Below are 16,978 nucleotides of genomic sequence, written 5' to 3'. Positions count from 1 at the left end.
AAAGACTTTACGAATGCAATGTAAAGTCTTTATATTTTAAGTTAATAATTACGAATTAAAAAGAGAATCCAATTCCGAAGGCAAATCTATCTTCGTTAGAGTTTCCTTGGAAATATGAGATATTCATGGTGAATAAATCGATACCACTTAACCAAACAGATCCACCATAACTTGTATGCCAAGTAGTAGAGTTTGGAGAGTATGGAGACCAAACACGTCCATAATCAAATCCTCCAGTGATTCCTATTTTCATTGGCATAATACCAGTGTTTAAGCGTCCAAAACGTAAACGTAAATCATTTGAATGGTAAAAGCTTTCTGTACCAGTAAAACGTTGACGATTAAAACCTCTTAAGCTTTTATCTCCACCTAAAGTTGCTCCTTGGTAAAATTCAAATCTATTTCCAATATTGATGTGAGTTCCAATTTCTGAAGCAAAAACTAAAGAACGGTTTTGTACTAAGTTTTGATAAAAAGCTAATGAACTTTTAATGTATCCAAAACGTCTATCAAAATCATCCGACTTTGTTTTAGCTCCAATAGATGCTTCAAAATTCATTCCTTTCGTAGGGAAACTAGCATTATCTACTCGATTGTGGGTAAAGCTTAATTCACCACCTAAGAAATAATTTGTGTCGAAAATATTAATTGGTGATTGATTAAAATTGGTAATATTTCTATTTGGAGTGTTTTGAATTTCATAACCTTCAACAGAAGCTGATAGTTTTACAATACTACCGCCTCTAAGCCTTCTTAATAACGAAGGAGTAAAGCTTAATTCGCTTCTTTTTACTCTATAAAAATCTAAATCTTCATCCATGTCTCCAGTAGGCATTAAGAATGAAGAGTCATTCCCCCATCCAAAGAAGTTGATAGAATAATTGTCGCTAGTAACTTTTGCTTTTAAATGTAAACTCCAGTTTCCAATAAACTCAGTAAACTCTCCATTGTATTCTACATCATAACCACTTGTTGATGAGTAATAATTTGCAGAAACTATATGTTGACTTCCAAAAGGGCGTTTTTTAAATCCTTGTTTGGTATATGTAAGCGTAGCTCCGAAAAAGAAACCATCATCAGGGTTGCTTCCTATATTAGGAAAAACTACGGTTGTGTTATTATTAATATCACGGTGATTGTACGTGTTTTTGAAGTAATTATCAGAACGTAAATCGGCTGTTTCAGAACTTGGATTTACCGTGTTTTTCTTCGATTTGTAATCGTAGATTTTTGTTTTCTTGCTCCATCCAGAAACTTTAGAATCATCTGTATAAACATCATGATCTTGTCCTCCAATGATTCTTAATAAAATACCATCATTTACATCTCCTGAAATTAAAAATTCATCATCACCATTTAAACCATATAACTGTACCTCTTTAGTTTCTTTTGTTTTAAATGTACGATTGTAAATTTCGTTATCTTTTCTAAATACAGTTACATTGGTTTCATCATCATTTAAACGTTTGATAATAAATTTATCTTTTTTATCAGTTCCAACTACATAAACAATTTTTGCTTGTTTTTCGTAATAACGTTTAGCTATATCTTTTAACTTGTTTCTACGTGCTTTTATTTTAGCAATAGTTTCTTCACCATCAATATCATAAATAGATTTAGGTAATTGTTTAATAGCTTTTTCAATTACTTCATCGGTTAAGTTCTTTTGAATGTAATCGGCTTGTTTATACCAATCATCTAGAGTTAATTTATTTAAAAATTCAGCATCAAAGAATCGAGGGTAATTGTTGTACCATTTCATGTCTTTAATATCATCTTCAAAAGTTTGCATATTTTTTACTAAAGGAGCAAACTGTTGAAAAAGTGGAATCATAACTCCATCAAATTTAGAAAAAGGTTGATCTCTATCTCTTGGAATAGGGCGATAAAAAGTTTTTCCATCATCAGTTTTAAAAGAAGCCCAACGCCATTGGTCTTCGTGCCTGTCCCAGTCACCAATAACCATGTCAAACAAACGAGAACGTATTGCCCAATCTTGATCAACTGAGTGTTTACCATTCTTTCTTATTTTCTCTAAAACATCAAAGGTGTTTACTATTTTCTTTGAGTTTCCAAAGTTGTCTAATTCGCTTCTATCTCCAGCAGGACGTTCTTCCAATAAATATAAACTTCCTCCAAAAATATCATTGTATTGTCCTAAAATTGGTTGTTTAGGCATGTAATATAACTTAGGATTGGTATGGTAAATATTTACCGATTTAGCCATATCTGGAATAACAAATGCTGCATAAGGATGCGACATGGTAAAGATATCCTGAACTACATCTACTAAAAATGTACCTTTTAAAATACCTCCCATAATACGACTTCCATCTTTTACAATAGATCGTAAAACGTATTGTTTACCATCTGGATTTTCTAATCGTAGTGAGTTGGTTTGGTTTCCTCCACCTCTTCGAATTGGTTTTAAACCACCGTAAACTTTGTCAAGTTCTAAAACAGGAACTTTTACTTTTTTACCATATTTTTCTCTATGTAAATCGCCCCACATAAATTTATGGAAGCCACTTACATCTGTACTTTCTTTATCGTAAATAGATGTTTCTACGAATTCTTTGTGAGCATCATATTCTGGGAAACTATTATACTCTTGTGTTTTTTTAGGCTTTATAATTTCTTTGCTAAATAATAATTTGTTTCCATCTTTTTCATTTGCCGAATAAAATTCAACAATAGCAGAACCATCTGTATAATAATTTAAAATAGCATATCCATGATTTCCATAAGTAAATTGAGCTCCATAGTTTGCTAAGGCAGCTGATTGTTTTGAACCTGAACCGCTAATTATTTGTTTGAATTTCCCGTAATTAAGAATGTTTTCGTCTACTGGGTTGTCTTCAATATATTGTAAATTGTGTTCGTGACCAGATACAAAAACAATATTTTGTCTAAAGTCACCAGCAATAGTTTGTAGTTGTTTTACAAAATCAGTGTAGTTTTTATTAAAAATATCGGTTTGAATTCCTACATGAGTGCGTAATCCGTTTTTTAATGTTCCTAAAATAGGAAATGGTTTCATATGGTCTTTAAAAGAATAACTTCCTCCATGAGGTCCATTACTAAACATTGGGTGATGCATTGCTACCACAACATTTTTGTAACGGTTCTTTTTAAATAATCCCCAAACTTCATCAATAAAACGTTCACGAGTTTTAATATCACAGTCTTCGTTAATAGTAGGGTGTTTGTCCCAATCGGCAATAAACCAACGGCTATCAATAATAATTAATGTTATATCGTCGTTTATTTCAATCTTTTTTAAACCACAACCATCTTCTGGTAAAAAAGAATTTTTACCTAAGGCTTTTTCTACTATTTTTTCTTGACGCTTTAATCCTTTTAATCCGTTGTACCAATCGTGATTCCCAGGAATAAAAATTGGTTTTCCTTTGAAGTCTTTTACAGCATCAATTTGTGTTTGTATTCTATGTTCAGCTAAGGCTCTTTCTTTACTACTTTTTTTAGGTACTCCATAAGGATATACATTATCACCCAAAAATAAAGCTGTCGAATTTTTATCTGATTTGTTTAAGGCTTCTTGAAAATAGGTTAAAGACGGGATTGTTTTTCCCATTTCTGCATTACCTGCATCTCCAATTAAATAAAAGGAATGTGCTATTTTTTTATTGGTAGTTACTGTTTTTGGAGCAGTCTTATCAGCATACTTTGCATTGTAAGAAGCACAACCAATCAGCAACATAATTGTTATAAAATATAGAAATGATTTTACTGAATTCATGGTTCGGTGTTTAGTAGTGTAAATTTACCTCTTTTTTACCATTAGAGCTACAAAGTGGCTATAAAATAAACGGTTTTAGCAGCTTGTTTTAAATGCTAAGAATCGATTAAGTTTTTATAATCTTTAAGTGTGTCAATATCAACCAAATTAGTAGAGGGCATTTTAATAATTGCGGAAAGATTTTCTTTCAAAAACATCTTTGCACCATTGTCTCCTTTTAATGTTTTTAAATCATTAAAATATGCTTTTGGGAAAACTACGGGAACTCCTGCTTTTTCATTATAGTTTGAAGCTATAATTTTTTCTGGATTTTCAGAGGATATTTTGATTAACTCATTAAGATATTCACTGGTAATACTTGGTTGGTCAGCCAACATAATCAATACATTGTCATAATTTTCTTCAACTTGAAGTATGCCTGCAATTATACTTGAGCTTAACCCTTTTTTATAATTCGGATTTGTAATAATAGGAACTTCGTTTTTCTGTACTATTTTCTCTAAAGTTTTTTTATTAGCTCCCAAAACACAAAAAACACTATTAGCATTTGATTGTATTGCGGTTTTAAGAGACCAACCTAAAAGAGTTGTTTTTTTATATGGGAGTGCTTGTTTTATAGTTCCCATTCTTGATGAACTTCCTGCTGCTAATAAGATAATTGCGGTTTTTTGCATATAGTTAACTATGAATTCGACCTGTTACTTTTTTTAATGAGAATACCTCTTTTTTACGAATTACTGATAATATTTCTGCTAAAATAGACAAGGCTATTTCTTCGGGTGTTTCTGCGCCAATGTTTAATCCGGCTGGGGTATGGATTTTTTCAAGGAAATTGTCGGATACTTCAGGAGAAAATTCAAACAGCTCATTGAATAGTTTTTCTCGTCGTTTGGCTGCTCCTAAAATTCCTATATAAACAGGGTTTTGTTCTTGTAGTTTTATTAACCAACGTAGGTCGTATGTAAAATTATGATTCATAATAACCACAGCTGTATCTTGGTTAATGTTTTTCAAATCGATAACTTCTGGAGTTTGTGCTATTACCGATTTTGCTCCTGGAAAATCAGATAATTGTTTTGGGTCTTTAATTGATGTAACTACATCAACTTCCCAGCCTAGTTGTACAGCTTGTTTGCATAGTTTTACAGCATCGTGTTCTCCTCCAATAATTAATAAACGAAATAAGGGAGATAAGGTTTGAGAGAATACTTGTAAATCTTTAAAGTTTGCAGGTTCATTTCCTTCAAAAAAAGAAAAATTTTTATTGTTTTGAAATTTAATTATAGAACTAAAATTACCATATGCTTCATCTTCTTTTTTATAAAAAGATTGAATATTAAATGATTCTCTATTTTCTAAACTGTTGGTAAATACATTTATAAATTCTGAAGAAATTTTGAAAGGCTCTAGTAGTATATACAAAATACCTTCACAACCTAATCGATAGCGACCATCATAAGTTATTATTTTAGATACTCCAGTTTCAAAAACTGTTTGTGCTCTTCTTTGTACTTCTTTTTCTACACAACCACCACTTACTGCACCTATCATATTTCCATCGGAAGAAAGTAACATCCTAACACCGGGTTTTCTATAGGAAGATCCATCTAGATCAACTACAGTAGCCAAAACATTGTGAATGTTGTTTTGTTGATTTCGTATAGTTTGTTGAATAATTTCTTTGAATTCATATGTCATAAGCCATCAATTTACAAAAAGTATTTTTATTCGTTATTCCACCATGTTGAATACGCTTTAATTTTATCTTCAATAATGATTGGTTCACCTATTTTAGGAACAACTAAAGGTAGGTTGAGCTCTGCTGCTTTTTTTGAAACCCTTATAATAGGATCGTTCCAATCGTGCATAGCTAAACGAAATGCTCCCCAGTGAATAGGCATCATTTTTTTTGCTTGTACATCTATTCCTGCCTGTACAGTTTCTTCTGGCATCATATGTATTTCAGGCCACATTTTATTGTATTGTCCACATTCCATTAAGGCTAAGTCAAAAGGACCATATTTGTTTCCAATTTCTTTAAAATGTGAGTTATAACCGCTATCTCCACTGAAAAATAAATTATCTGTTTCAGTTTTAATAACCCAAGAACTCCATAATGTACTTCCGTTATTTTCGAATCTTCTTCCCGAAAAATGTTGGGAAGGAGTACAAATAAATTTTATGTTTTTATAATCAATTTCTTGCCACCAATCTAGTTCTGTAATTTTATTATCAGGTATTCCCCAAGCTTTTAAATGTGTACTAACTCCTAAAGGAACGATATAATGTGCTACTTTATTTTTTAAACGTTTAATAGATTCATAATCTAAATGATCGTAATGATCGTGTGAAATTAGAATAACGTCTATTTTGGGAAGCTGTTCAATTTCAATTGGAATTTCTTTATTAAATCTTCGCTGCGCATCTCTTGAAATAGGAGAAGGCATTTCTGTAAGCATTGGATCTATTAGAATATTTTTATTATTGGTTTGTAATAAAAATGCTGAATGTCCAAACCAAAGAAGTCTAGTTGCTTCTTTATAATTAGCAATATTAGTAGAATCAGCTTTTAATATTGGAAGTTCTTTTTTAGGTTTAGCATTCGGAAATTTTTCAAACAACATTTGTTTTAAAATGTCGATGGTTTTGTCAAATGTCATTTTTTGCTCTATCCCTCCAATATTGTGAAATTTACCGTTTTTATAGTTTTTAGATTTTACATATTCTGCTTGTAATTCTTTTGAAATATTTCCTCCAAATACTGGATTGAAATTAACAAATAGTAGGTATGCAATTATAAAAATTGCAATTATTGAAATAACTGCGATTGTCATTTTTTTAAAAAGTTTTTTCATGAGTTAAGAAAGCTTTTCAGCTAAGACATTTATGTCTTTATTTTCTAAGTGTTTTAAGGTTTGTGTATGATGTAAAGAGTTTATCATCGCTAAACCGATTTTTGTAGTAGTTGTAATGTTTTTTGATTTTTTCATTAAACCAAAAAAAGGAGTTAGAAGTATATAAATAATATTATACCAGTTGGTTCTCGATTTGATTCCTTTTTCTGGAATGATGGCTCCAGGACGAAATGCATAAGTATCTTTAAATCCTTTGTTAAAAATATAATTTTCAGTTTTCCCTTTTACACGAGCCCACATGCTACTTCCATTTTCTGAGTTATCTGTTCCAGCACCAGAAACGTAATTGAAAACCATATTTGGATTTATTTTATGCAAAACATCAGAAAAGACCTTGACAATATTGAATGTAATTTGTATGTATTTTTCTTCGCTCATTCCTACGGAAGAAATCCCCATACAAAAGAAACAAGCATCATAGCCTATCAACTTATCTTTGATAGATGATAGTTGTGAAAAGTCTTTTAGTAAAACTTCTTCTAACTTTGAGTGTTGGATATTTAAAGTAGAACGATTAATTACCAATACTTTTTCAATATTGACATCATCTAAACATTCCAATAATACGCCTTTTCCTACCATACCGGTAGATCCCGTAATAATTACTCTTTTCATGATTTTTAATTTTGAAATCTGTATTTTGCAGGGCTTGTTCCTGTTTGTTTTTTAAAAAGTTTGCTGAAATGTTGTGGGTATTCAAAACCTAAATCGTAAGCAATTTCACTAACAGAATCTGTTGTGCCTAATAGTTTGTTTTTTGCTTTGTTTACTACAAAAGCATAAATATGATCTTTAGCACTTTTTCCTGTCTCTTTTTTTAATAAATCACTTAAATAGTTTGGAGACATATTTAATTGCTCTCCACAATACTTTACCGATGGAAGTCCTAGTTTTGAAGGTTTGTCTGATGAAAAATATTCACGAAGTAATGTTGCGAGTTCTGTTACATGGTCTTGATGAAGATTGGTACGAACATAAAATTGACGGTCGTAATAACGATTACAATAATCTAAAATAAGTTCAAGGGTAGATATAATTAACTTCTGACTATGCTTATCGATATTCTGATTAATTTCTAATTCAATTTTTTGTACTAAGTCGGTTAATATATCTTTTTCCTCTTCAGATAAGTGTAGTGCTTCGTGTACTTCGTAATCAAAAAATGAATATTGATTTATCGTTTTACCTAATTCAGATTTTCTAATTAAGTCTGGGTGGAATATTAGGGTCCATCCTTTAGCATCTTTGGCTACTTTTTTTTCTTCTATTGAAACTACTTGATTAGGTTTAGAGAAAACCATTGTTCCTTCTTGAAAGTCATAATTGTTACGTCCATATCCCATTACACCTTCAATACCATCTTTTAGAGATACTGTAAATAAATCAGAGTTGTATTTAATACCATAAAATTGACTAAAATCTGGGAAATCTTTAGCCCACATAATGGCAATTAATGGGTGTTTCGGAGCTGGTGAACCAAAGGTTTTATTAATTTCAGTAATAGATTTTATATGAATTATTTCTTTCATGTCTCTTTAAACGCTAATCAAGTTTTAATTTATAATACAATATACACTATTTAGACTTCTTGCATTTTGCGTATTTGTTTTAAGATGGTCTTTTTAGGTGTAAAAGGAATTGATTTCATCATTAACTTTTGGCTAAAAGTTAATCCAGAAACAACGTCTAATTTCCCTTGTTCCATTGCTTTATAACCATCTTCAGCTACAGATTTTGCAGTTACAGTTTTTTCAAATAATCCTGTTTCATCCATGCCAGAAGTTTTTGCAAATTCAGTTTCAGTAGCGCCAGGCATTAAGTTGGTTACAGTAACGTTGGTATCGTGCAATTCTTCTGCAATAGCATTACTTAAAAAAGTAACATATGATTTAGTAGCAAAGTAAATAGCTTGTAAAGGCCCAGGCATAAAAGAAGCTGTTGATGAAGTGTTTAAGATTTTACCTCTATTGCGAGCTACCATTGCTGGTAAAAATAAATACATTAACTCTGTTAAAGCAACCATATTTAAGTTTATCATTTGTTGTTGACGTTCCCAAGGCAATTCATGGAATTTACCACGTAAACCAAAACCTGCATTGTTTATTAAGAATTCAACCTGAACATTCATTTCTTGAATTTCATTATATAGTTCTTTAGCTGCATTTGGTATGCTTAAATCTTTAGCTATGGTTATAACGGTGATGCCGAATTTTACTTCTAATTCAATTTTAAGTTCTTCTAATTTATCTAATCTTCTAGCAACCAGAATTAGATTTCCTTTTTTTTGAGCATGAATTATAGCTAATTCTTTACCAATTCCACTACTAGCTCCAGTGATTAATGCTACTTTTTTCATGATATATGTTTTTATGTTTTATTTAATTGTTGTTTACAATGCAAAATTATTGTACATGAGTAGGTTAGGTGTATATATATTACAGATTGATGTATACATTTTACTGTTTAGAAGCTTCTTTTAGTAATCTACTTGCAATTGCAGCGGGTCCTTTAGGAAACCAACCTTTTAATAACCATTTTGGTACTGAGCCAATAGGAACAAAATCTGCCGAGATGATAACTTTAGTGGAATTGTCATTAATTTTTTCAAAACTGTATTTGATGTTATATGTTTCCATGCGTTTTACATCTGTCGTTTTATAACTTTTAGGAGCTGAAGTTCCTGTAAAAGCAACTGTAGTATTTGTTTTAGTTGTTTTAAAATTTAGGACAGCATCACTATTAGGCATTGGCCAAGGAGCATCAAAATAATAATAAGTAGTCCATTCGGTATCGGATGTTTTCTTTATTTGTTCGCTTTTTGTAGTGTTTTCTAAAAATTGTTTATGGTTTTCTGAAACGGAAAAATAGTTTTCAATCTTTTCTATTGAAATATCTCCTTTGGTTTCTACTGTATAATAAATATGTGTTTTGCCATTGTTTTTTATAATGTCATATTTAACAACAGTTTTTCCATCTTTTGATGTTTTTGTGCTCCAGTTTCTGTTTTGTGAAATTCCATTAATTGTAGTTAATAGGAATATAAAAGCTATTAGTTTTTTCATTGGTTTTAAATTTTACGATTTTAACTTTCAGTTATTTATGGTGTAAAATTATAATGGTTTGATAGTGTGTATGTATACATTTTACTGATGCTTGTATATATATTACAGATGTAAAATTGGAGCATAAAAAAACACCTCATAATTCAAAGAGGTGTTTTTGTAATAATATTAATTTAGTGTTTTACGAACTACAGCTTAGCATAGAACAACCAACTTTATGACGTGCCCATTCAGGTCGTTTTGCAAACCATTTTTCGAATTCTGGTTGTTCTGAATAAGGGTTTTTAAATAATGTGTAGAATTCATCAATTAATTTATAATCGCCTTTATCAGCGTCATCTATTGCTAATTGAGCCATATAGTTTCTAAAAACATATTTTGGATTTACTGAATTCATTTTTTGTTTTCTTTCAGTGTCAGAACTGTTTTCTTGTTGTAATCTTTTAAAATATCTATTAAACCAGTTTTCCCAATAATTTTTTATTTCTTGAGTAATTTCATTGGGTGTATAAAAAGCGTTTTCAACTTTTTTGAAAGCAACATCAACATTATCTTCAATAGAAACATTGGCTAGTTTTCTAAAGAAAATAGTCATATCAGTTTCTGTTAGTTGTAATGTTTCCTCTAAACGACCAATTAATTCTTTATCGTCTTTATGTTCAGAAAATACTCCAATTTTAGACTTCATCATTTGAAGATGTTTTTCATTATAAATATCAGAATACTCATCTAATATTTTTTGCAAAGGATCTACTTCTTCAATAATAGGATATAAGGCATTGGCTAGTTTGAATAAATTCCACAGTCCAATATGTGATTGATTTCCGTAACGATATCTTTTATGTTGCCTGTCTGTAGTATTAGGAGTCCATCCTAAATCATAACCTTCTAACCAGCCATAAGGTCCATAATCTATAGTTAACCCTAGTATTGACATGTTGTCTGTGTTCATTACACCGTGAACAAAACCAACACGTTGCCAATGTACAATCATGTCTATTGTACGATTGCGAATTTGCGTTAAAAAGTCAAGATATTTTTGTTTTCCTGTTGATGTAATCTCTGGGTAAAAATGTTTTATAGTGTAATCAACTAACTCTTGAAGTATTAAATGCTGTTTGCGTGCAGCTAGAATTTCAAAATTTCCAAAACGAATAAAACTTGGCGCTAAACGTGAAACAATAGCTCCTTTTTCATAAGCAGGATTTCCATTGTATAATACATCACGTAAAACTTGATCGCCAGATAAACTTAGAGATAAAGCTCTAGTAGTTGGAACTCCTAAATGAAACATTGCTTCGCTACATAAATATTCTCTAATTGACGAGCGTAATACAGCTAATCCATCGGCAGTTCTTGAATATGGAGTTTCTCCAGCTCCTTTTAATTGAATTGCCCAACGCTTATTATTGTGTACAACTTCAGTTAAATTAATAGCACGTCCATCTCCCAACTGTCCAGCCCAATTACCAAATTGATGTCCGCCATAACACATTGCATATGGATGTGTGTTTTCTATAACTTCATTTCCAGTAAATATATTTAGAAATTTGTTAGAGGAAGCATCTTCTGAAGTTAGACCAATTGCTTCTAGCATTTCTTCGGAAACATGTAATAATTGTGGTTTTGTCGTTTTTTTAGGTGCTACATAAGAAAAACAAGCATCTAGAACTTGTCTGCGTGAATTTTCTAATATCTTATCAGCAGGCAATTCAGTATTAAAAGTATCGTGGTTTTTAAGCTTCATTATCTTGAATAAATGAATGGATAAAATTACTAATTTCTTCTGGTTTTTCTTCTTGTATAAAATGTTTAGCGTCTATTTGATGAATATTCTTACGATTAATTTTTAAATCTTTTGAAACTAACATTTCTTGTGGAGTCCATTTTAAAAACTCATCTTCCTTTCCCCAAATAACCATGGTAGGTATTTGTAGTTTGTTTAATACTTCTTTATAGTTAGGAAGGTTATGACATGTTCTAGAAAAAAAATAATACATAGCTTTATTTTTACCTTCTAACAATGGTTTTTGATATCCTTCTAAATCTGTTTTGGATAGTGTGTTCTCTACAAGTCCCATTTTAAAAAGGTTTTTGATGAGAAGATTGTTCGTTATTTTAAAGGTGTATAACGACATTACTATTTTAGTAAAAAGATTTTTTCCAAATCGCATAGGAGGCTTGAAGCCTTCGGTATATATTATTGTGTTTAAAATTACAAGTCTTTTTATTCTTTCAGGGCTCAGTTTGCATAATTCCCATGTCCATAAACCACTTGCATCATGAAAAATATGTGTCCATTCTTTAATTTTTAGAAAATCCATTAACGCTAAAATTCGCTTTGCTTGCTTTTTTTCAATGTAAGCCTCATAGCTTTTGGGTGAATCACTTGTTCCAAAGCCTAGCATATCAGGAGCTATAACTCTGTATCCTTTTTTTACTAATAATGGAATCATTTTTCTATATAACCAACCAGATGTTGGAATTCCATGGAGTAGAAGCAAGGTAGGTCCAGTTCCTTGATCGATATAGGCTATTTTCCCATCTTTAGTATTGAAAAATTGTTGAGATTCTCTAAAATCAGAATAGTCCATTGGTGTTAATTTTTATAACTTACATTACAAGTTTCGCATATTAAGATATCTTCTTTTAAGGTAATTTTATCAAGTTTAGAGGCTACTTCATGAATGAAATTATCATATGTATTATGCTCTGGTGTAATATTATTTACTTTAATCTTCTTGTAAAATTCTCCTTCCCACTCCTGTTTTCCCCAGCAGTTAGGGCATACTCCTTCAGGAGCATTTAAGGTGTTATTTCCTTCTGTTCTTGTTTTAAAATAGCTTTTTAAATTGTTTATTAGGTTCATAATTTGTTAATTTTCTATGATTGTTGTGTTAAAAATTACTTGGCTAGCTAAAGTTTTATGTACTGGACATTTAGAAGCAATTTCTTTTAATCGTTCTTTTTGTTGTTCATCTAAATTGCCAACAAATTTTAATTTTTTACTAATATGATCTAGGTATTTAGGTTTTTCTATTTCAATTCCTAAATCATCACTATGTTTTCTAGAATGAGTAACATAAACAAAGACTTCTTGTAAATCCCATTTTTTACGTTCTGCATATAATTTCAAAGTCATAGCTGTACAGGCAATTAGTCCAGCGTTTAAATATTCGTAAGGAGAAGGGCCAAAATCATCACCTCCTACAGAAGCAGGCTCGTCTGCAATTAAAGTATGATTCTTAGATTGAATTGTTGTTGTAAAATTATCTTCCACCAAATTTAGATGACCAACTAGTTGTTCTCCTTTAGTTTCTAGCATTGTATTTTCTTTTTGAGGAAAATAACGAGCTACCCATGTACCTATAACATTACCTGCATAGATACTGTCTTTTGGGTCAGATAATAAATGATCAGCATTATCTAAGCTAATAAAGCTTTTAGGGTGATGAGCGTTTAAATAAAGTTCCTGAGCATTATTAACCCCTACAATTGTATCTACAGGAGAGTGTAAAATTAATATAGGTTTGCGAAGTGATTTGGTAACCTCTGCTAAGTTTATTTTATCGAAATCAGAAACAAACTCTTGATTAATTTTAAAAGGTCTTCCCCCAATATTTACTTCAACTGAATCTTCATTTTCTATATTTTCAATTCCGTGAGAAAATAAATGTTTTACATGTGCTACATCTGCAGGAGCTCCAATAGTAGCTACCGCTTTTATATTCTCTAATTTAGAAGCAGAAACAATAGCGGCTGCACCACCTAATGAATGTCCTATTAATAAACATGGAGCTTCAAAATGCTCGGTTATATAGTTGTTTACAGCAATAAGATCATCAACGTTTGCTGAAAAGTAACTTTCAGAAAAGTTTCCTTCGCTTCGTCCTAAACCTGTAAAATCAAAACGTATGACTCCAAAACCGTGTTTTGTTAGAGAACGACTAATGTTTTTAACAGCTCCTAAAGTACTACTACAAGTAAAACAGTGTGCAAAAATAGCATAGTAATTAGGTTTTTGATTTACTGGTAGTTCTAAATAAGCTTGTAGCTTGTAACCTTTTTTATTGGTAATATTAAGTTTTGTTATTCTCATAATGATGGACTTACATGATTTAGCTTATTTCTATTTACATGTTTGGAAAAATTAGCTAAAAGTGTTTTTAATTTTGGGTTGATAAATTTTTCACAAAAAGGTTTTTTAGCATTTGAATAGTAGTAGTTTATTAACCTTTCATCTGAAGCTTTAAATTCTACAAAATCTAATACCTGTGTAATTATTTTTTGATGAAAGCTTTTTTGTAGACTTTTTATGATTTGAGTAGCATCTAACTTTTGTTCTTTTGAAAATACATAAATTGCCGATCTGTATTTTTTTCTCATTGAATGTTGTGATGTGCTCTTATGTGTATGAAGATGAATTTCAATTAATGTTTCTAAGGAAATTTCTTCTGGATTAAAGTGTACAATAACTGCTTCTGAAAATGTACTGTCTTCATTGGTAGAAGCAATAAAACCTTGTTCTACTTTATTTACGCCTACTAAAGATTGAAACACGGCTTCTGTGCACCAATGACAACCTCCTCCAAATGCTATTTTAGTTTTTGTAACCATTTGTTTAACTCTTTATCTGTCGGATTTCTAAGTCTTTTCTTACCAATGGTAATTGTAGGGAAGTTTAGCCTTCTGTTTTCGTATAAATTGCGTAATTCTTCAGCATATAACTCGTTCTTTTCAACATCGAAAAACGCGTAACTTATGTTACGCGTTTTTAAATAATTTTGATAGTATTGTGTCTTATGACAACGTTGTGCTCCGTATAATTTAATCATACTATTTCAGTTTATCTGCATGTAATTTTCTGAGTTTTGCCAATTTTGGTGTAATAACAAAACTGCAATACCCTTGTGATTGATTCCTAGCGTAATAATCTTGATGTTCCTTTTCTGCTTCGTAAAAAGTAGCTAAAGGGCTTATCTCTGTAACAATCGGGTTTTCATAAAAAGGAGCAACCTCTTTTGAAACTACTTCAGCGATTTTTTTTTGCTCATTATTATGATAATATATCACCGACCGATATTGAGTTCCTCTGTCTGCACCTTGTCTATTTAGTGTTGTAGGATCATGCGTTGTCATAAAAATGATTAATATTTCTTGATATGAAATAATATCAGCATCAAAAGTTATTTGTATAACCTCTGCATGTCCTGTTAAACCAGAGCAAATTTCTCTGTAGGTTGGATGCCCAGGTACATTTCCTCCTGAATAACCAGATACAACTTTTACAACTCCTTTTACTTCTTGAAATACTGCTTCAGTACACCAAAAGCAACCACCACCTAACGTGGCAATTTCTATGTTTTTATTCTCCATTGTTGCCCTCCGTTTCTAGTTGCATAGATTCTGAGTTAATACAATAACGTAATCCACTTGGTTCAGGACCATCTGGGAAAACATGCCCCAAATGAGCATCACAAGTATTACATAAAACTTCTACTCGTACCATTCCAAGTGTAGTATCTCGATGATATTGTATAGCGTTTTCTTTAATAGGCTGTGTAAAACTAGGCCATCCCGAGCTTGAGTTAAATTTAATTGTTGAATCAAATAAAGGCGTGTTGCAGCAAATACAGTTGTATTGTCCTTCATCATAAACAGAACACAATTCACCAGAAAAAGGACGTTCAGTTCCTTTTAAACGTGTAATTCTAAATTGTTCTGGGGTTAATAATTGTTGCCATTCTGCTTCAGTTTTTTCAACTCTTTTATTTGGAGTTGGATTTCCGTTTACAGCAAAATGAATAATGTTGTTCCAAGTTAGCATATTATAGTCCTTTCTGTTTTAATTAAAAATATGAAAATTTTGGACAAAAAATATAGTACACAATCAATTATAATCTCGATTTTGTACTATATCTTAAGGTATTAAACAATAAGGTAGTCGTACTAAACTCAATAAACTTACGTTTAACTAGAGTTAAATATTATTTTTAATTTAGCAAAAACCTTTTTGATGGAAAATTTATTAATTGAAGCAGAGAATTTTGTAGTAAACTTTTTGAATGAAAAGTTGAAACCTTCATTTGTATATCATAACCTTTTTCATACACAACGCGTAGTTGAAAAAACTAAAGAATTGATTGAAGGATTAAAAGTTGAAGAAGCTTCTGCTAATAATTTAATTTTAGCAGCATGGTTTCATGATACTGGATATACTGTATCTATGGATAATCATGAGGAAGAAAGTGTGAAAATAGCTGAAAGTTTTCTTAAAGAGAAAAATATTTCTGAAGCTATTATTGCTGAGGTTTCAGGTTTAATAATGGCAACCAAAATGGGAACTAAGCCTAAAACCGAAGGAGAAAAAATAATTCGCGATGCGGACTGTGCTCATTTAGGAAGTAAGAATTTTAGTGATTACACTTCTTTATTGAGGAAAGAGTGGGAGTTAACTAAGGATCATGTTGTTTCTGATGTAGAATGGAATGAAGAAAATATTAAGTTTATGACCAAGCATCGTTTTTACACAGATTTTGCTGCAAAAAATTGGAGTAAAACTGAAAGTAAAAACCTAGCTCAATTATTAAAAACTCAGAAAAAAATAAAGCAAGAGAATACTAAGCTTAAACAGAAAAAAGACGAGCTAGATTTTAAAAAGAATAAAGTTGAGTTACCAGAAAGAGGTATTGAAACAATGTTCCGTGTTGCTTTAAGAAATCATATAACTTTAAGTGATATTGCCGATACGAAAGCTAATATTTTATTATCGGTTAATGCTATTATTATTTCTATGGCATTATCTACGTTGATTCCTAAGTTAGATAATCCATCAAATCATTATTTAATAATACCTTCATTAGTATTTATTGCATTTACAGTGGCGTCTATTATTTTATCGGTCATGGCAACAAGGCCTAATGTAACTGAAGGTAAGTTTACAAAAGAAGACGTAGCGAATAAAAAGGTGAATTTATTATTCTTTGGAAATTTTCATCAAATGAAATTACCTGAATTTGAATGGGCCATGGATGAAATGATGAAAGATCGCGATTATTTATATGGTTCACTTACCAAAGACTTATACTTTTTAGGATTGGTTTTAAACAGAAAGTATAAATTGTTAAGAACTACGTATACCGTATTTATGATTGGTATTATTGTAAGTGTAATGGCATTTGCAATAGCATTTCAAATACAAGAAGTAGCAGCTGCTGCTTCATAAAATAAAATGGATGAGT

Annotated in this window: 17 protein-coding genes; 1 reads left to right on the top strand and 16 read right to left on the bottom strand. The window is 30.9% G+C overall.

What is annotated here, in order from left to right:
• Positions 1-55: 55 nt before the first annotated feature.
• The 16 genes from Q0958_RS00360 to msrB all read right to left on the bottom strand — a co-directional run bounded on the left by Q0958_RS00360 (position 56) and on the right by msrB (position 15,564).
• On the bottom strand, positions 56-3,760 hold the full coding sequence (locus tag Q0958_RS00360) for a ShlB/FhaC/HecB family hemolysin secretion/activation protein (protein ID WP_299118308.1): 3,705 nt from the start codon (positions 3,758-3,760) through the stop codon (positions 56-58).
• 95 nt (positions 3,761-3,855) lie between these two features.
• The gene (locus Q0958_RS00355) at positions 3,856-4,434 is read right to left on the bottom strand and encodes a nucleotidyltransferase family protein (RefSeq protein ID WP_299118307.1); all 579 of its coding nucleotides are present in this window, start codon (positions 4,432-4,434) and stop codon (positions 3,856-3,858) included.
• 4 nt (positions 4,435-4,438) lie between these two features.
• On the bottom strand, positions 4,439-5,458 hold the full coding sequence (locus Q0958_RS00350) for an XdhC/CoxI family protein (protein WP_150899940.1): 1,020 nt from the start codon (positions 5,456-5,458) through the stop codon (positions 4,439-4,441).
• Between the two features lie 26 nt (positions 5,459-5,484).
• On the bottom strand, positions 5,485-6,615 hold the full coding sequence (locus Q0958_RS00345) for an MBL fold metallo-hydrolase (RefSeq protein WP_299118306.1): 1,131 nt from the start codon (positions 6,613-6,615) through the stop codon (positions 5,485-5,487).
• A gap of 3 nt (positions 6,616-6,618) precedes the next feature.
• Positions 6,619-7,290 carry an NAD-dependent epimerase/dehydratase family protein gene (locus Q0958_RS00340; RefSeq protein ID WP_299118305.1) on the bottom strand — a complete coding sequence of 224 codons (672 nt, stop codon included), beginning with the start codon at positions 7,288-7,290 and terminating at the stop codon, positions 6,619-6,621.
• A 5-nt stretch (positions 7,291-7,295) separates the two neighbouring features.
• A complete protein-coding gene (locus Q0958_RS00335; protein WP_299118304.1) occupies positions 7,296-8,204 on the bottom strand; it encodes a helix-turn-helix domain-containing protein in 909 nt (302 codons plus the stop codon).
• A gap of 50 nt (positions 8,205-8,254) precedes the next feature.
• Complete coding sequence (locus tag Q0958_RS00330) at positions 8,255-9,031, bottom strand: SDR family oxidoreductase (RefSeq protein WP_299118302.1); 777 nt, start codon at positions 9,029-9,031, stop codon at positions 8,255-8,257.
• A 100-nt stretch (positions 9,032-9,131) separates the two neighbouring features.
• Positions 9,132-9,737 (bottom strand): hypothetical protein, encoded by a 606-nt coding sequence (locus Q0958_RS00325; RefSeq protein ID WP_299118301.1) that lies wholly within the window; start codon positions 9,735-9,737, stop codon positions 9,132-9,134.
• Between the two features lie 181 nt (positions 9,738-9,918).
• Complete coding sequence (locus tag Q0958_RS00320; RefSeq protein WP_299118300.1) at positions 9,919-11,484, bottom strand: protein adenylyltransferase SelO; 1,566 nt, start codon at positions 11,482-11,484, stop codon at positions 9,919-9,921.
• Entirely contained in the window at positions 11,474-12,331 is an 858-nt protein-coding gene (locus Q0958_RS00315) for an alpha/beta fold hydrolase (protein WP_299118299.1), read from the bottom strand. Before Q0958_RS00315 ends, Q0958_RS00320 begins: the two co-directional genes overlap by 11 nt.
• Positions 12,332-12,336: 5 nt before the next feature.
• Entirely contained in the window at positions 12,337-12,606 is a 270-nt protein-coding gene (locus Q0958_RS00310) for a hypothetical protein (protein WP_150899947.1), read from the bottom strand.
• A 6-nt stretch (positions 12,607-12,612) separates the two neighbouring features.
• A complete protein-coding gene (locus Q0958_RS00305) occupies positions 12,613-13,836 on the bottom strand; it encodes a bifunctional alpha/beta hydrolase/OsmC family protein (RefSeq protein ID WP_299118295.1) in 1,224 nt (407 codons plus the stop codon).
• A complete protein-coding gene (locus tag Q0958_RS00300) occupies positions 13,833-14,354 on the bottom strand; it encodes a peptide-methionine (S)-S-oxide reductase (RefSeq protein ID WP_299118294.1) in 522 nt (173 codons plus the stop codon). Before Q0958_RS00300 ends, Q0958_RS00305 begins: the two co-directional genes overlap by 4 nt.
• Positions 14,333-14,572, bottom strand: a complete 240-nt coding sequence (locus Q0958_RS00295) for a glutaredoxin family protein (protein ID WP_235273546.1) — start codon at positions 14,570-14,572, stop codon at positions 14,333-14,335. Before Q0958_RS00295 ends, Q0958_RS00300 begins: the two co-directional genes overlap by 22 nt.
• A gap of 1 nt (position 14,573) precedes the next feature.
• Positions 14,574-15,113 carry a peptide-methionine (S)-S-oxide reductase MsrA gene (gene msrA / locus Q0958_RS00290; protein WP_299118293.1) on the bottom strand — a complete coding sequence of 180 codons (540 nt, stop codon included), beginning with the start codon at positions 15,111-15,113 and terminating at the stop codon, positions 14,574-14,576.
• A complete protein-coding gene (msrB, locus tag Q0958_RS00285; protein ID WP_299118292.1) occupies positions 15,103-15,564 on the bottom strand; it encodes a peptide-methionine (R)-S-oxide reductase MsrB in 462 nt (153 codons plus the stop codon). Before msrB ends, msrA begins: the two co-directional genes overlap by 11 nt.
• Positions 15,565-15,753: 189 nt before the next feature.
• Between msrB and Q0958_RS00280 the strand changes: the two genes are divergently transcribed.
• Positions 15,754-16,962: a Pycsar system effector family protein gene (locus tag Q0958_RS00280; protein WP_299118291.1), complete on the top strand. Its 1,209-nt coding sequence runs from the start codon at positions 15,754-15,756 to the stop codon at positions 16,960-16,962.
• Positions 16,963-16,978: the final 16 nt, after the last annotated feature.

The sequence above is a fragment of the uncultured Tenacibaculum sp. genome, assembly GCF_947499065.1.
Taxonomy (GTDB): Bacteria; Bacteroidota; Bacteroidia; order Flavobacteriales; family Flavobacteriaceae; genus Polaribacter.
Note: the sequence above shows the minus strand (reverse complement) of the source record. Positions and strands in the feature narration are given on the sequence as shown.